Below are 16,444 nucleotides of genomic sequence, written 5' to 3' on the forward strand. Positions count from 1 at the left end.
GGCTGATTTCAATGTGACAACGCACTGACCACCGCGTTGTTGAAGTCGCTCCACAGGGGCTTCGCCCAGGGTCCGAAAGGCCGATCCGTGAGCACCACGCACGCCGCAGTCAGCGCGGGATCCACCCACAGAAACGTTCCGGATTGGCCGAAGTGGCCGAATGTCTGCGGGCTGTTCTGCGACCCCGTCCAGTGTGGGCTCTTGTGGGCCCGCAGCTCGTAGCCGAGTCCCCAGTCGCAGGGGCGATGCTTTCCGTACCCGGGCACGAAGCCGTCGAGACCAGGAAACTGCAGCGACGTCGCCTCCGACAGCACCTCCCCGGACACGAGCACCGGAGACAGCATCTCCCGCGCGAACACACTGAGATCGGCCACCGTCGACTCCGCACCGTGTCCCGCGGAACCCTGCAGCGACGTCCCAGTCATCTCCAGCGGCTCGCAGATGGCTTGAGTCAGGTAGTCGCCGAAATCGATGCCGGTCTCCGCCGCGATGAGATCGGCCAGGACCTCGAACCCGGCACTGGAGTAGATCCGCTGCTCCCCCACACCCGCGTCCACATCAGGTCCGGAGAAGCTCAACCCGGAGGCATGTGCCAGCAGATGTCGAACAGTGGCACCCGGTGGGCCCGCCGGCTGGTCGAGTGCGATGGCACCTTCCTCGACGGCGACGAGTGCAGCGTGCGCCGTGAGCAGCTTGGTGACCGACGCAAGCGAAAACACGCGTTCCTGGTCGCCGAATTGTTCCGTCACATCCGTGTCGGAAACGATCGCCGCGGACACATTGTCCGCCGGCCAGTTCTCTAGTTCTTTCAACACCGGTTCATCGCATCACGGGCGACACCGACGGAGCAAACACGGCTTGTCGACCGCGAGCACAGACAGCAAAGCCGGCGAGCACCCAATTGCTCGCCGGCTTCGCTGGGACACCGATAGATCAGTCGATCGGCTCAGTGATCTTCGTCGGTGAAACGGATGACTCCCCGAATGTTCTTGCCGTCCAGCATGTCCTGGTACCCCTCGTTGATCTGATCGAGGCGGTACTGACGGGTGACCATGTCGTCGAGGTTCAGCTTGCCCATCTTGTACAGCGACAGCAGCTGCGGGATGTCGAGCTTGGGGCTCGCACCCCCGAAGATCGTTCCCTGCAGGTTCTTCTGCAGCAGCGTGAGCATTGCAAGGTTCAGCGTCACGTCGGACTCCATCATGCTGCCCATGCCGGTCAGCACACAGGTTCCGGCCTTGGCCGTGATGCCCATCCACAGATCGACATCCTTGCCGTGGACCTCGCCGACGGTGACGATCACCTTCTTGGCCATCTGCCCCTCGGTCAGCTCCGCGATGGTCATCGCCGCTTCTTCGACACTGGCAAACGCGTGGGTCGCACCGAACTTCAACGCCTGCTCGCGCTTCCACTCGATGGGATCGATGGCGAAGATGTAGCGGGCACCCGAGATCACGGTGCCCTGGAGCGCTGAGATGCCGACCCCGCCGATACCGACGATCGCGACGTCTTCACCCGGCTGCACCTTCGCACTGTGCGTTGCCGAACCGAATCCGGTCGGAACACCGCAGCCGACCAGGCAGGCGACCTCGAAGGGAATGGATGGATCGATCTTCACCACCGACGTCTCGTGCACCACCATGTACGGAGCGAAGGTGCCGAGAAGGGTCATCGGGTAGACGTTCTCGCCGGCGGCAGTGTGGACGCGGAAAGTGTGGTCCGACACCGCTTCACCCTGCAAGAGCATCGCGCCCATGTCGCACAGGTTGCTCAGACCGGATCGACACGAGGGGCACTTGCCACACGATGGGATGAACGAGAGCACGACGTGGTCGCCGACCTCGAAGTCCGTGACACCCTCGCCGAGTTCCTCGACGATGCCCGCGCCTTCATGGCCACCGAGCACCGGGAAGCCGGCCATCGGGATACCACCGGTCATCAGGTGATGGTCGGAGTGACACATCCCGGCGGCTTCCATCCGGATCTTGACCTCGCCCTTGCGCGGGTCACCGATCTCGATCTCCTCGACCGCCCACTTCTCGTTGAAATTCCGGAGCAAAGCGCCTTTAGTCTTCATCGAAACCCTCCACTCGCGGCACGTGAGTCACGCACCGACAACCTGCGTCGCCGGCGAACAGCTCACCGGGATTTTGAGTTCGCAGTGACATCAGTCACTGCTCCCCAGAATTGTAACGTGTTTCAGTTTCAACTCCAACGGTCGGACCGTGTCGACACGCGAGCGCTGCTCCACGGACAATCGATCAGACGGGACAACGGCCCCGTTTCTGCTGCGGCGCAGCGAAGGTGTCGAGGGCGACCCTGCGGTGCAAGCGCACCAACTTCTCGTACTGGAGGCGGTTGTAAGCCAACGGAGCCAACAACATCCGATCCGGCAGGACCCGCCATATCGTTTGGAGCGTCGCCACGTACAGGGCGAACTCGGCGTCGTGTCGCCGGGTGAGCCGGTACCCCGTCATCGCTTGCACCCGCGGGTTCATTGCTTTCGACGAGCACACCTGGATGACGTGTCCGGCCACCGGTCGCACCATCCACCACAGCGGGGTCAGTGCCGTACGGGCGGCCGCCGGCAGCATCAGCGTCGGCAACGGCAATCGATTCAGGCCGGCGAACTGATCGACGAGGAAGGGCGTCGACGCCAAGCGGGTCTCGACCATACGGTCGTAGTACGCCTCTGCATCGGCGAGGGTGTCGGGCAGCTTCCCTGCCTTGCTCTCCAGTTCGAGGTCGGCGAAACTCTCCCGAACCATCTCATAGGCCGCCTCCTGTTCGCCGCGGCGCATCTCGGTGCCGGTGCAGAAGGTGAATGTGTTGAGCACGAGCATCATTCCGCTGACCGCGATCCACTTCCAATTCTCCGGATCGAGTGCGCTGTAGCGGACGTCGCCGTAGTCGCCGGTGCCGCGACCTCGCACATCGCGGTGCCGCATCTTGAGCCATCGCGCTTCGTCGGCCCGATCGGCCGCATCGCCCCACACCGCCAACAGAGCCGAGAACCCGCTACGCACTGCCCGATCGGCGAAGTTCTCCGCGAAGCGCCCCGTACGGTCGACAGCCGCCGCGACGGGCGGCAGGGCCACCTGGTCAAAGGCCGCGCCGCCGAAGACCCCGGCGAGCACACTTCCCGTGTGTTTACGGAACTCGGCGATGACTTCGGGGCGGACATCGCTCGCCCGCCGGGCGCTCTCGCGCGATGCGGCCTGCGTGACCATGGTGACCTCTCGATCGGCCGGTAGAGACAGGCCCTGATTCTATCGATCGATCGACGACCTTGGAACGAATTCGCGAATCGGTTCCAAACCGGCGGGGGAGGTCAGTGCTGCAGGCCGGCGTCTTTGCCGCCGTACTCCTTGCGCAGTGCCGGCTTGACCACCTTGCCGGACGCGTTGCGGGGCAATTCATCGATGACGATCATCTCCTTGGGCTGCTTGAACCGTGCGAGATGGTCATTCAGGAACTCGATCAACGCCTCGAACGTCAACTCCTCGCCGGGGGCGAGGACGACGATGGCCACCGGCACCTCACCCCACCGGTCGTCCGCCTTCCCGACCACTGCGGCCTCGACGATCTTCGGATGCGAGAAGAGCGCATTCTCGACCTCGGCGCAGTAGATGTTCTCACCGCCGGAGATGATCATGTCCTTCTTGCGGTCGACGACGTACACAAAGCCCTCGTCGTCCATCCGCACCAGGTCGCCGGAGTGGAACCAGCCGCCCGCGAAGGCATCGGCGGTGCCCTGAGGGTTCTGCCAGTAACCCTCCATCATGTTGGGTCCGCGGTAGACGATCTCGCCGATGTCGCCGGGCTTGACGTCGTTCATCTCGGCGTCGACGACTCGCGCCTGCACCGAGGGGATCACCTGGCCGACCGAGCCCAGCTTGCGGAGTGCGTCTTTACCCTCGAGAACGCACGTGATGGGTGACATCTCGGTCTGCCCGAAGACCGCGACGTTGATCGCGTCGGGGAACGTCTCGGCCATGGCATGCAGGACGGTGTCGGACGCCGGTGCGGCGCCCCAGGAGATGACCCGGAGTTTGACGTCGCGCGGCTTGGCCTTCTGAACCGCGCACACCACCTGCCACTGGGCGGGCACGAGGAAGATCGACGTGATGCCCTCGGCCTCCAGCACATTCAGCAACGCTTCGGGGTCGAAGGCGCCGAGCGGATGGATGACCGTCGGAACCCCGAGGTAGAACAGCGGCGCCATCGCGCCCATCGCGGCGATGTGGAACATCGGTGCGACGCACGATCCCACATCGTCGTTCCGGATCTGTAGCGCGGAGATACAGGTGACCGCCTGAGCCTGCATGTTGGTATGGGACAGCATGGATCCCTTGGGATTTCCGGTGGTCCCCGAGGTGTACATGATCAACGCGATCGAGTTCTCGGGCACGTCGATCGGGGGAAGGTCGGACGCGTCCTCGGCGATGAGGGTGTCGTAATCGAGCGCGTCATCGACATCGGATGCGCCGACGATGATCAGGTTCTCGACCCCGTCGGTGCTCTTGCGAACCGCATCCGCGAGCGGTGCCAGCAGAGATTCGGTGACGATCACCTTCGCGCCGCTGTCCTTGACGAGGAAACCGACCTCGGGCGGCGTCATCCTGATGTTGACCGGTACCGCGATCGCGCCGATCAGATTGGCACCAAAGATCACCTCGACGTATTCGCTGCGGTTGAGCATCAGGACCAACACCCGATCGCCGAAGCGCACACCGCGGCGGTACAGCGCCGCGGCGAACGCGGTGGATCGATCGTTGAGCTGCGACCACGAGGTCTCGTTACCCATGAATCGCAACGCCGTGGCGTCCGGCTTCATCGTCGCGTGCCGACGGATGTGGGTGTTCCAGTTGTTCCGGCGTGACCGGAACGGCTCGTCGAGGAGGGGATCGGACTGGGTCAGCGTGGTACTCGTCATGGTGCGCTTCCTTGTTGTCGACCACCTGCATTTGCAGGCGCCGGTGGTGAGTCGGTCTACCGGGGTACGGGTGTCGGTTCAGCCGCTTTTCCGCGAGCGAATGCCGCGATCAGCGCAGCGAACTCAGGTGATTGCAACAACTCGATCTGGCCTTTCCTCTCCAGCTCCAGCGCGAGGTCGAAGCCTGCCAAGGTCTGAGCGTCGAGGGCCTTCTTGGTGATCTTCAGAGCCCGGGGCGAGGCGCCGAGCAATTTGTCGACGACGCGATCGACCCTGGCGTCCAACTGATCTGCGTCGACGACCGCGGTCACCAGACCGTCGGCGTATGCCTGGGCCGCAGGCAACCGCTCGCCGAGGAGCGCCATTTCGTTTGCGCGCGCCCGGCCGACTGCGGCCGCGACCGTTGCGGTGGCAGCGCCATCCGGCATCAGCCCGATGTTGACGAACGCCAGCAGGAAGTAGGCATCGGCGGATGCGTAGATCAGGTCGGACGCAAACGCGATCGACGCGCCGATCCCTACCGCGGCGCCGCCCACCGCCGCGACCACGGGCACTTCGAGCGCCCGGATTGCCCGGACGACGCGGCACCCGGTTTCGATCGTCTTGGTCGCCCGATCCCCGGCCTCGGCGTCCGATCGCGGCGCGGGCGCGGTGGCCATGTCGACGATGTCGGCGCCGGTGCAGAAGTCTCTGCCTCCCCCACCGATCACGACCACCCGGATGGCATCGTCACCCGCCCATTCACCGAGCAGTTCGATGAAGGCCTCGCTGGTCGCCGCGTCCATGGCGTTCTTGCGGTGCGGACGGTCGATGAGGACTCGGGCGACGCCCCTGTCGTCGATCGTCGCGATGAGACCATTGCGCGCTTGCATGTATGCCACCCTCGGCTCAGATCTGGCTATTGCGACACAGATCACGTGAATCCACATTAACTTGTCAGATTCGGACGTCGCGCGTCAAGTGCTCACCGAACGCTCGCTCGGCAGAGCGCGCCGGCATTGTCGACCAGGCTGCGAGACGCAGCGCACTGCCGCTAACATGGACAAATGGCATCTGCCGAGGGGCGCACACATGGCGGCCACACGACCACCAGCGCGCCGCCGAAAACTCGCCAGCGCCCGAAAGACCGGCGTGAGCAGATCATCAAGGCCGCGGCCGAGTCGTTCAGCGAACAAGGATATTTCGCGACCGGGGTCGACCAGATCGCCGGACAGGTCGGCATCAGCGGACCTGCCCTTTACCGCCACTTTCCGAACAAGTACGCCCTGTTCTCCGAGACGGTTCGTTCCCTCGGCGGCGGACTCGAACGTGCGGTGGCCGACGTCCCTGAACTCGCCGATGATCCAGAGCAAGAGCTCCGCACCCTGATCACCGAACTCACCCGCACCACCATCGAGAACCGCTCCCGGGGCGCGCTCTACCGATGGGAAGCGCGTTATCTCAACACCGAAGACCGGCGCGCCCTCGGCGAGCTGGTGACCCGGATGCACGATCGGTTCGCGGCGCCACTCGGGCGCCTGCGACCCGAACTGACCGAGCCCCGGCCCACCGCCGGCGGACGCCTCGACAACGACGCGAAATACCTGGCGGGCTCGATCCTCAGTGTCATCGGCTCGATCACCACCCACCGCGCGTCGCTGCCACGCAAGAGGATCGAGGCTGTCATCCTCGGCACGAGCCTGACGGTCGCGTACACGCGTCTACCGGCGACAGCCGACTCACCCGCCACCGAGGTCGCCACGGGAACCGTTGGCTTGCAGATGGCCTCGAAGCGCGAGGCACTGCTCACCGAGGCGATCCGGCTGATGCGCGGCCGCGGCTTCCACGACGTGACGATGGAAGAGATCGGTGCGGCCGTCGGGATGAACCAATCCGGTGTCTATCGACACTTCGACACCAAGGTCGCGATGCTGACCGCGGCTTTTGCGCGCGCCAGTGAACGGATCACCGCGAGCATCCACGACTCGCTGGCCGAGTCGGCGACCCCCCGGGAGGCCTTGGACAACCTGGTCACCAGATATGTCGAGTTGTCGTTCGCCAACAGCGATCTGCTCAACCTCTACCTGTCGGAACTCGGCAGCTTGCCGGAGTCCTTGCGGGTCGACCTGCGCGATCAGCAACGTCGCAACGTGGAGGAATGGGCTCAGCTGGTCGTGCAGGTACGTCCGGGAATGAACTCGGTGGAAGCCCGATACCTGGTGCATGCTGCATCGAATGCCGTACTGGATCTGGGTAACTGGGAGCGCTACGACCCGAGGCCGTCGACGCGCGATCGCATCCAGGCGGTCATGTCGGTGATCCTGCTCGGCGAGGACGCCCTGGTCAGATGACCTCGAAATCCGAGATGAGCCAGCGGTCGCCCTCGCGCGTCAGGGTTATCTTCACCCTCGACTGATAGGGGATCCCGCCCGGGAGCTCGCGGGCCGTCTGCGGTGACGTGATCGTCTGATCGAGGGCCACGATCAGGACCGCCTCGGTCGACGAGATCGACACCACCCCGGCATCTTTGACGAGCGCGGTGGCAACCGCCTGCGCGTTCGCAGAACCTTCGCGCGCTTGCCGCGAACCTTCGATGAAATCTGTGGCGAACTCGGGGGTCGAGATGTCGGTGATCCGCGAATCGAGTGCGCCGAAGTCCGCCGAGTCGTAGGTCATGAGATCACCGGCGTACTGCTTCGCGCTCTCGACCGCGCCAGGACGCAACTGATTGATCTGATCCGCGGCGTTCGCGCGGTCGTTCGCCTCCCGATAGAGATAGGCGAAAACACCCGCCGCCACCAGTGCCGCCACGAGTAACACCGACAACGCGGGAACCACCCATCGCGAGCGCGTTCTGACCGGATCGACGTACTCGGGTGGCGCCGCGACGGCGTCGGTTTCTCCGACCGGTGTCTGCGATGCGCCGGCGTCTGCCCCAGGTGCCCGCTTCCACCAGGGCGACTCACGCCGCCGCGCCCGCGCGGCTTCTTTCGCACGCTTGGCCTGAGCCGCGGCGCGCATCTTGTCGCGATTTCGGCGATTCGCCTCCAAGAACTCCTCTGCATCGAACGGCGATGGCTCCGCGATCGACTTCTTTCCGCCCTCCTCCGGCGAGGGCGCAGCTGCCGGAGGGTCGAGCGCGAGCTCGGTCTCGTGTTCATCTTGGCTGGTGGAGGCGGCGCCGGCCGGTGTTGCGTCGTCACCGTCGCCGGTTCGCGCCACCTTCGCTTTCGGACTCATGACAGCCAATGTAGGCCCTGTGCCCGAGGCCACACCTGTCGCATCTACCGAGCACGCTGTTAGCCACCTCAAGAATCCCATCACATATATGTGATCTGATACCGTCGGCAACGAGCCGCACACTCTTATCTAGGAGCACTGTCATGACAACCTTCACTCCCGAGCAGGCCGATTTCGCCAAGTCGGTCGCCGACTTCTGTCAGCGCGAGGCCGGATCCCGCGAGCAGCGCGACGCCCTCACCGCAGGAGGTGCAGAACTACACTCGGTCGAGCTGTACAAGAAGATGGCCGAACTGGGCTGGGCCGGAATCCTGGTTCCCGAGGAGTTCGGTGGCGCCGGTGCCGGAAACGTCGAGATGTGCATCCTGCTCGAAGAGGCAATGCGGGGCAACGCACCCATCGGCGGCATCGGCCCGACCCTGATCGCCGCAGGGGCCTACCAGAAGTTCGCCGACGATCAGCTCAAGAAAGAGGTCCTCGGTGACGTCGTGGCCGGCGAATCACTGTCCATATCCATGTCGGAACCCGAAGCCGGTTCCGACGTCGCCGCCCTGACCTGCCGGGCCGAGAAAGTCGACGGCGGCTGGGTCATCAACGGACAGAAGACCTGGTGCTCCAACGCCCACTTCGCCAAGAGCATCCTGCTCGTGGCCCGCACCGACCGATCCGGCAAGAAGCACGAAGGGCTGACGTTCTTCCACATCCCGGCCGGCACTGAAGGGCTGTCGATCAACGGGATCGACACCCTCGGTGGTCGCGAGGTGAACGACCTGTTCTTCGAGAACGTCAGGGTCCCCGACAGTGCCGTGGTCGGCGAGGTGGGCAACGGATGGATGCAGCTGATGAGCGGACTGAACACCGAACGTCTCATCCTGGCCGCGATGCAACTCGGAGTCGCCGAACGATCTTTCTCGAACACCCTTGAATTCGTCACCGAGCGCAAGCAATTCGGCAAGCCGATCGGAACCTTCCAGTCGCTGCGGCATCGGCTGGCAGATCACGCCACCGAGATCGAGTGCACCAAGCTCCTCGTCTACAGCGTCGCCCAGAAGTCCGACGACAACCCGACGAAGATGCTGCCGCGCGAGGCGTCGATGGCCAAGCTCAAGGCCACCGAGGTGTCGAAGGCGATGACCATCGACGGCATGCAGATGATGGGCGGATACGGCTACGCCACCGAGTTCGATGCGGAGCGTCTGATGCGGGGTGCGATCATCTCTACCGTGTATGGCGGAACAAACGAGATCCAGCGCGACATCATCGGCAAGACCTACGGTTTGTAGACCTTGACGTCCCTACCCCGATCGGCGATGCGCCGGCGACCTCAGCTGTCCGAGGAGGTCGCCGGTCTTCTGCGTAACCGCATCATGTCCGGCGCCATCCGGCCGGGAGAGTTCATCAGGATGGATGAGACCGCCGTCGAGTTGGAGGTCAGCGTCACGCCGGTCCGCGAGGCACTGCTGACGCTGCGCGGTGAGGGCATGGTCAACCTCGCCCCCCATCGTGGGTACGTGGTCGCCGACCTCAGCCGTCAGGACGTTCGCGACATCTTCTGGCTCCAGGGCGTCATGGCCGTCGAGCTGGCGATCCGCATCGCCGACGTCATCACCCCCGCCCAGTTGGACCAACTGACCGAACTCAACGAACAGTTACACGCCGTGCTGGCCACGGGGCGGGCCGCGGACATCACCACGGCCGAGTTCGAGTTCCACCGGGTCCACAACCGCATTGCCACCGACGGCAAACTGGCCTGGTTCCTGCTGAACGCCACCCGATACACCCCCCACGACCTGTATGCCAACGATCCGCGGTGGGGACAGGTCGCCTACGACAGTCACGTCAAGCTCATCGATGCCTATCGTCGCGGAGACCGGGACGAGGTCATCGAGCAGACGCGACGACAGTTCACCGACGGCGCGCAGCGGTTGATGGCACACCTCGAGGGCATCGGTTTGTGGGCCGATGCCGACGGTGCACCGGAGTGAGCGCTTTTCACTGATCAGCGATGTCCGACACAAGATCGTGAACTCGGATACCGCCGGACGTCCGATTTATCTATCGTCGTTGCTATGCCTGACGTCTCGGTGCGAGTTCTCGGCGCGCTCACAGTGATCCGGGACGGGGAACCCGTTGCGTTGGGTGGCCCGCTCCCCCGGGCCCTGTTGGCCAGATTGATCATGGCCCGCGGCCAGATGGTGCCCGACGCGACACTGATCGACGATTTGTGGCGCGGCAAGCCACCCCGGTCGGCGCAATTGACCTTGCAGGGGTACGTGGCGACGCTCCGCAAGGCACTCGAACCCGAGCGCGGCCGGTCAGCGCCGCAGATCCTGGTACGTCAGGGCACCGGCTACGCCCTGGCCGTCGATCGCCGGCATGTCGACGCGGGCAGGTTCGAGACGCTGGCTGCCTCCGGCCGCGATCAGATCACCACGGGTGACTCGGAGGGCGCTCGCCGAACGCTGACCGAGGCCCTCGAGTTGTGGTGGGGCCCCGCCTACGCGGATGCAGCGAACTGGGATTTCGCGGCCATCGAGGCGACCAGACTCGAGCGTCTGCGCGCCGATGTCGTCGAGGACCAGCTCGCAGCACGATCGGACTGCGGCGAGTTCACCGCCGCCATCGCCGAACTCGAGGCCATCACCACCGCCGATCCTCTCCGCGAGAGGGCCTGGGAGCTCCTGGCACTGGCGCACTATCGTGCGGGCAACCAAGGCGATGCCCTCGCGACCCTGCGATCGGCGCGCGATCGAATCGCCGACGAACTCGGTGCCGACCCTCGTCAGACTCTGCTGGATCTGCAAGATGCGATCCTGCGTCAGGATCCGACCCTTCTGCCCGGTACCGCAACCGCCGCCGGTGCGCCCGCGCCGAGATTCAACCCCGAGCGCCCCACCGGGAACATCCCGTTGGCGCTGACATCGCTCGTGGGCCGCGAAGCGCAGATCGACGAGATCGACGAGTTGCTGTCCGGCTGTCGCATGGTCACGCTCACCGGGCCGGGAGGGATGGGGAAAACCCGGGCTGCCCTCGAAGTCGCTCGTGCCCGCAAAGACGCGGACGGCCCCTGGCTGGTCGAGCTGGCCGGCGCGCACAATGCCGCAGCCGCCCTCGACACGGTGGTCTCGGCGCTCGGACTCACCATCAACGGGGGCATCCCGGTGTTGACGTCCCTGCTCCACGACCGGAACTTCGTGCTCGTGCTCGACAACTGCGAGCACCTCCTCGATGAAGTGGCGGCGCTGGCCACCGCGATTCTGGCGACGTGCCCGAAGATTCGTATCCTCGCAACCAGCCGCGAGGCCGTCGGAGTGGCCGGCGAGACGCTCTTCGAGATGCCACCGCTAGCGGATTCGGCGCAGTTGTTTCTCGAACGCGCGGGGTCAGCAGCCGCAGACGCCGAACCAGAGGACATCGAAAAGCTTTGCATTGCGCTTGATCACATACCCCTGGCCATCGAGCTCGCCGCCGGACAATCGTCGACGCTGTCCGTCCGCCAGATCATCGACATGCTCGACGACCGGTTCGAGGTGTTACGTGGCGGGCCCCGCACCAACGCCCGTCACGCCTCTATGCAGGCGGCCATCGACGGGTCGTATCAGTCGCTGACGGACAGCCAACAGCGACTGTTCTGCGATCTCGCGGTGTTCCAGGGCGGCTTCGACCTCGATGCGGCACGGCAGGTCACCGCGCGCCGCGGACTGATCACCGAGCTGGGCACACTGATCGACAAGTCGATGCTCAAATCGATCGGTGGCGATCCCCGACGCTATCTCATGCTCGAAACCCTGCGCAGCTACGCTGCAGCACAACAGGACTCGCAGCGGATGGAGGGACTGCGGACTGCTCACACCCGGTGGGTCGTCGGCATGGCAACCGAGGCCTATCTCGGCCTCCGAGGCCCGCAGTGTCTGGCGTGGACCCGCAAGCTCGATGCCGACATGGCCAATATCCGCGCTGCACTCGATCGGGTCGATCCGCACTCCGAGACATACCTCGAGATCGTCGGGAACGTCTACTGGTTCTGGTACCGCCGCGGTTTCGCCGATGAGGGTATGCGGATGCTCGCGCCTGCCCTCACGGCGCCGCCCGAGGTACCCATCGCCACCCGGGTTCGAGCCGTTGCGGGCAGTGCCATCACCAGCTATCTCGGCGCAGATCTGCCTGCACTGTTCGCCGCCCTCACCCGGCTCGGTGAGATGTACGGTGAGTTCGACATCGACGCCGCCGACCCCGTCGTACACATCGCCCGCGGCGATGCCGCGGTCACGCTCGCCTTTTTCGAAGCCGGCGCAGGACTTGTCGATGCGGCCCGCCAACACGCACACGACTCCCTCGAGATCGCTCGCCGATACAACTCGCCGTGGACTGCGGCGGAGTCGCTGATGTCACTGGGAACAGCAGACTTCCGATCCGGCGACCACGAGTCGGCCGCCAGACACTTCGAATCCGCAGTCGAGGTCGCACGCAACTGCGGATACGACTGGTGCGCAGCATCGATCCTCTGGATCCATGCGAAAAGTGATTTGGCACAGGGAAAATGGGGAGGGCTGGCCGAGAACAAACTGGCGCGGATGGTTGGCTACTGCGAGCGTGCCTACGATCTGACGTCGTGGATGGTCGCTCTGTTCACCCTGTCGTACGCCCTCTTCCGCCGCGGTGAGCACAGGCCTGCCGCCCAGCTGATGGGCGTGGTCGATGGTATGACCGACCTGACCGGGTACTCGCCCGAGAAGATGGATGTGGTCGAGCTGGCCGCATTCGGTGCGACCATGCGCAGCGAGATCGACCCCGCAATCCTCGCCGAGGAAGGTGATGCGGGCAGGGCGCTGTCCCGCGACGAGGTCCGCGAGCTGGTCACCGAATGGGCAGGATCCACCGACGTCCGTTGAGCCGGCTCCCGCCCGGCCGACCCGCGTTCGAGTGGACAACCACCTCCAGCCGTTCCATTCTGTTCAGGTAGTGACCCGATGGTGGTCCTCGAAGGACAACAAGGGTGGGGATGTCGATGGGTACATCACAGACAGAGTGGGATCTGTCTCGATGACCGTTCACCGGGCGGACGTCGCGATCGTCGGCGCCGGACTCATGGGGTCTTGTGCCGCTTGGCAATTGGCCTCGCGGGGGCTGTCCGTTGCCGTCCTCGAGGCCTACGAGGTCGGACATGATCACGGCAGCTCTCACGGTCGCTCGCGCAGCTTCCGGCGGGCCTACGCCGATCCGCTGTATGCGGCGATGACCGGGCTCGCCCTCGAGCAATGGCAACGACTGCAAGATGAATCCGGCACCCATTTGTTGACCGGCACCGGCGGCATCGATCACGGTCCGGACTACGACGTGGAAACCCTGTCGTCCCTGATGGCGGCGCATGGTGTACCGAACGAACTGCTCTCCGCACGCGAGGCCGGGACACGCTGGCCGGGAATGCGGTTCGAGACCGATGCGATATTCCACGCCTGTGCCGGCGTCTTCGATCCGGAGAGCACCATCGTGGCTGCGACATCACTGGCCGCGGCCGCAGGAGCCACCATCCTGCCGACGACGAGGGTCATCGACGCCAACATGATGCCCACCGGGGACGTCGCCCTGCACAGCGCCGGCGGCGATCAGATCATCGCCCAGTTCGCGGTCCTGACCACGGGTGCGTGGCTCCCCGACTTCTCGTCCGCCGTAGCCGAGTTCGCAGGCAACTCGGAGCCTGTCTTGCCGCCTCTGACGATCCGGCAGCAACAGACCTTCCACTTCGCCCTGCGACCGGGCGAGCACGCGCTCCCGACCTTCGTCCACAAGAACGGCAGGCAGATGTACGGCATGCCGTCGGGCACCGACGTCGCGGTGCCCGCCATGAAGGTCGGCTGCTTCCACGACGGCGACGTCACCACCACCGAGGTCCGCGACCAACACATCACCGACGAACAGCGCCAGTCGGTCGTCGAGTACGTCCGCGACTGGATGCCCGCCCTGGACCCCACGCCTCTCGCCGAATCGAGCGGCCTGATCACGATGACACCTGATGGTGACTTCATTCTCGACCGCAACGGCCCGCTGGTGGTCGCGGCGACGTGTTCAGGTCACGGGGCCAAGTTCGCACCGCTCATCGGCAGCATGATCGCCGACCTGGTCACCGGAGCCGCCCAACCCACGCCCAGGTTCCAGCTGGATCGGGGCGCGTCAGCTCACTGAAGTCGAAGGACCTGCCACATCCTCCGACACGTGCCAGACCCTTCGACTGCAACCGGAGGACCTCACCACACCCGGAGGAAGTGTCGTCTATGTTCGGCGTGCGGCAGCCAACTCCTTCAGATATGTCGAGACCGGTCCAGCGGTGATCAGGCCGCTGCCTGCGCCGGCGTACTCATCTGCTGCCGGCACCAGTGCCGTGCGCGCGCGCGCTATCCACTCCTGATCCCCGACGGCAACGGCGGCCCGCGCGATCAGGCACCACAAGAGCTCGAGCAGGTGGTCGTGCGGCGGCTCCCGTACATCGTGCAACGCCGTGGCCGCGTCGGAGTGACGCTCCTGTGCCAGCAGCACCAGCGGTCTGACCCACGGCTCGTACGGACCCCAGTCGAGGTGATCATCGACGGGCGCCGACAGGTGGTGGTGCATACGCAGTGCGAGGAGGGCCAGCGGTAGTAGTCCGCACTCCAGCCCAGGCATCCCCGCGCCGTCGAGTCCCCGGGCCGCCGCTCGATACGCCGCCTCCACATCGGCCGCTGGCGCGCCCGTGAGTGCGCTCCGCAGCGCTCGGTACCAGGTGGTGAACACGCCGACGAGGGGCGACTCGTAGCGTTCGGCGAGGGCATCCGCCGCCGCTGCGTGTGCGTCGGCAGTGCCCAGGTCACCGACCGCGCTCGACGCCTGCATGCTGACCAGGTGGCCGAGCACCTCGGAAGTGATCAACCCATGCCTCGACGCCACCCTGATGAGTTCGTCACCGATTGCCGCGCGCTCCCGGGAGCACCCGGCCCGCGAAAAGGTCTGCATGAAGACACCATTGAGCGCGAACACGAGGAGAACGGGATCGTCGAGACGGCGGGCGATCGTTTCGGCATCCCGTGCAGCAGCCGGCGCGCGGGGCCCCGGGTCGCCGCGGGATTCGAGGGCGATCGTTGCCAGGAGTCGGGCCCGGGTCACGGCGTCCGCGTCGGTCGGCAGTGCAGAGAGAGTGCGCTGCGCCGCCGCCACGATCGACGCTGCCAACTCGGCATCGTCAGAGCGCGACCAGATCGCCGGGACGTCGTAGGCACCGATCACCCGGGCCGTCAGCTCGACGTCGCCGACCTCTTCCGCCGCGACGATCGTGGCCCACCGCTGATGTCGTGCGATTTCCAATCCGCTGCCACCGGAGACCGCCAGACTCCGGAGCAGGTCGACCGTCGATCGCAACCTTGCCTGCGATCGAGCGCCGACAGTGCGGTGATAGGCCGCAGCTGTCTGCTCCCACAGACCAGCGGCGGGATCGGTCGTCATGGAGTGGGCTCGAAGGTGTGGTGCCTGCTGGAGGATGTCTGCCTCGAGGATCCGGGCCGCGGGGCCGGGCTCGATACCCAACTGGTCGATCAGCAGAGTGCGGGCACGGCGCAGTACGGCGAGCGCGTCGCCTTGGCGGCCCGAACGATACAGAGCCCTCGCCAGCAGCTGCCAGCCCTGTTCACGCCAGGGATGTTCGGCGACGTGGGCGTCCAGATCTGCGACGGCCTGGGCGTCGTGACCGAGGTCGATCCGCGCCTGACCGAGCAATTCCACTGCGTGCAGACGCAATTCGGTGAGGCGCCCGCGTTCGCTGCGCGCCCAGGTCTCGTCGGTGAAATCCGAGTACGCCGGTCCCCGCCACCAGCGCAGGGCCTCGGTGAGCGCTGCGAGGTTGGCATCGGGGGTTTGATCCCGCGCGCTGTGCACCACCTTCTCGAAACGCTCGGCGTCGATCGTGTCGGGGTCGACTCGCAACGCATAACCGGCACCGACCGTGACAAGGATCTGCGCCGGCCTTCGCGGCGGTCGATCCGGTTCGAGGCCGCGCCGAAGTGCGCTGACGAAGGTCCGGATCGCACCGACCGCATCACCGGGCGGGTCCTCCCAGAGGTCATCGACGAGCATCGAGACCGGCACCACGCGGCCTCGGGCGACCAGCAATCTCGCCAAGACCGCGCGGTGCCGCGGGCCTTTCAAGGCGATGGGGACCTGCTGCGCGTCCCATGCACTGACCGGTCCGAGGACTCCGAACTCGATGCGCACAGCACCAGCGTAGAGGTGTCGACCTCGGCGCTCATCGAATGCTCATCGCTT

The 16,444-nt window shown here is 65.4% G+C and carries 12 protein-coding genes; 5 read left to right on the top strand and 7 right to left on the bottom strand.

Annotation, left to right across the window (positions count from 1 at the left end; genetic code table 11):
- Positions 1 to 8: 8 nt before the first annotated feature.
- From DFR67_RS17505 to DFR67_RS17525, 5 genes are all read right to left on the bottom strand, one after another.
- Positions 9 to 815, bottom strand: coding sequence for a serine hydrolase domain-containing protein (locus DFR67_RS17505; RefSeq protein WP_110470786.1), 807 nt, complete (start codon positions 813 to 815; stop codon positions 9 to 11).
- A gap of 131 nt (positions 816 to 946) precedes the next feature.
- Positions 947 to 2,077: an NDMA-dependent alcohol dehydrogenase gene (locus DFR67_RS17510; RefSeq protein WP_110470787.1), complete on the bottom strand. Its 1,131-nt coding sequence runs from the start codon at positions 2,075 to 2,077 to the stop codon at positions 947 to 949.
- A 184-nt stretch (positions 2,078 to 2,261) separates the two neighbouring features.
- Positions 2,262 to 3,230: an oxygenase MpaB family protein gene (locus tag DFR67_RS17515; protein WP_110470788.1), complete on the bottom strand. Its 969-nt coding sequence runs from the start codon at positions 3,228 to 3,230 to the stop codon at positions 2,262 to 2,264.
- A gap of 101 nt (positions 3,231 to 3,331) precedes the next feature.
- Positions 3,332 to 4,936 carry a fatty-acid--CoA ligase FadD5 gene (fadD5, locus tag DFR67_RS17520; protein ID WP_110470789.1) on the bottom strand — a complete coding sequence of 535 codons (1,605 nt, stop codon included), beginning with the start codon at positions 4,934 to 4,936 and terminating at the stop codon, positions 3,332 to 3,334.
- Between the two features lie 56 nt (positions 4,937 to 4,992).
- Positions 4,993 to 5,808, bottom strand: a complete 816-nt coding sequence (locus tag DFR67_RS17525; RefSeq protein ID WP_110470790.1) for an enoyl-CoA hydratase-related protein — start codon at positions 5,806 to 5,808, stop codon at positions 4,993 to 4,995.
- Between the two features lie 174 nt (positions 5,809 to 5,982).
- On the opposite strand from DFR67_RS17525, the gene DFR67_RS17530 reads away from it, so the two are divergent.
- Complete coding sequence (locus DFR67_RS17530; protein ID WP_110470791.1) at positions 5,983 to 7,266, top strand: TetR/AcrR family transcriptional regulator; 1,284 nt, start codon at positions 5,983 to 5,985, stop codon at positions 7,264 to 7,266.
- Here DFR67_RS17530 and DFR67_RS17535 read toward each other — a convergent pair.
- Complete coding sequence (locus DFR67_RS17535) at positions 7,259 to 8,155, bottom strand: hypothetical protein (RefSeq protein ID WP_110470792.1); 897 nt, start codon at positions 8,153 to 8,155, stop codon at positions 7,259 to 7,261. The genes DFR67_RS17530 and DFR67_RS17535 overlap by 8 nt on opposite strands.
- 143 nt (positions 8,156 to 8,298) lie before the next feature.
- Here DFR67_RS17535 and DFR67_RS17540 point away from each other — a divergent pair, with 143 nt between their 5' ends.
- The 4 genes from DFR67_RS17540 to DFR67_RS17555 all read left to right on the top strand — a co-directional run bounded on the left by DFR67_RS17540 (position 8,299) and on the right by DFR67_RS17555 (position 14,338).
- Positions 8,299 to 9,438: an acyl-CoA dehydrogenase family protein gene (locus DFR67_RS17540; RefSeq protein ID WP_110470793.1), complete on the top strand. Its 1,140-nt coding sequence runs from the start codon at positions 8,299 to 8,301 to the stop codon at positions 9,436 to 9,438.
- Between the two features lie 27 nt (positions 9,439 to 9,465).
- The gene (locus tag DFR67_RS17545) at positions 9,466 to 10,140 is read left to right on the top strand and encodes a GntR family transcriptional regulator (protein ID WP_110470794.1); all 675 of its coding nucleotides are present in this window, start codon (positions 9,466 to 9,468) and stop codon (positions 10,138 to 10,140) included.
- Positions 10,141 to 10,224: 84 nt separating this feature from the next.
- Positions 10,225 to 13,047: an AfsR/SARP family transcriptional regulator gene (locus DFR67_RS17550; protein WP_110470795.1), complete on the top strand. Its 2,823-nt coding sequence runs from the start codon at positions 10,225 to 10,227 to the stop codon at positions 13,045 to 13,047.
- 151 nt (positions 13,048 to 13,198) lie between these two features.
- Positions 13,199 to 14,338, top strand: a complete 1,140-nt coding sequence (locus DFR67_RS17555) for an FAD-dependent oxidoreductase (RefSeq protein WP_158539983.1) — start codon at positions 13,199 to 13,201, stop codon at positions 14,336 to 14,338.
- Positions 14,339 to 14,425: 87 nt separating this feature from the next.
- On the opposite strand, the gene DFR67_RS17560 is transcribed toward DFR67_RS17555, so the two are convergent.
- Positions 14,426 to 16,393 carry an AfsR/SARP family transcriptional regulator gene (locus tag DFR67_RS17560; protein ID WP_110470797.1) on the bottom strand — a complete coding sequence of 656 codons (1,968 nt, stop codon included), beginning with the start codon at positions 16,391 to 16,393 and terminating at the stop codon, positions 14,426 to 14,428.
- Positions 16,394 to 16,444: the final 51 nt, after the last annotated feature.

This window comes from Williamsia limnetica, assembly GCF_003217475.1.
GTDB classification, from domain to species: domain Bacteria; phylum Actinomycetota; class Actinomycetes; order Mycobacteriales; family Mycobacteriaceae; genus Williamsia; species Williamsia limnetica.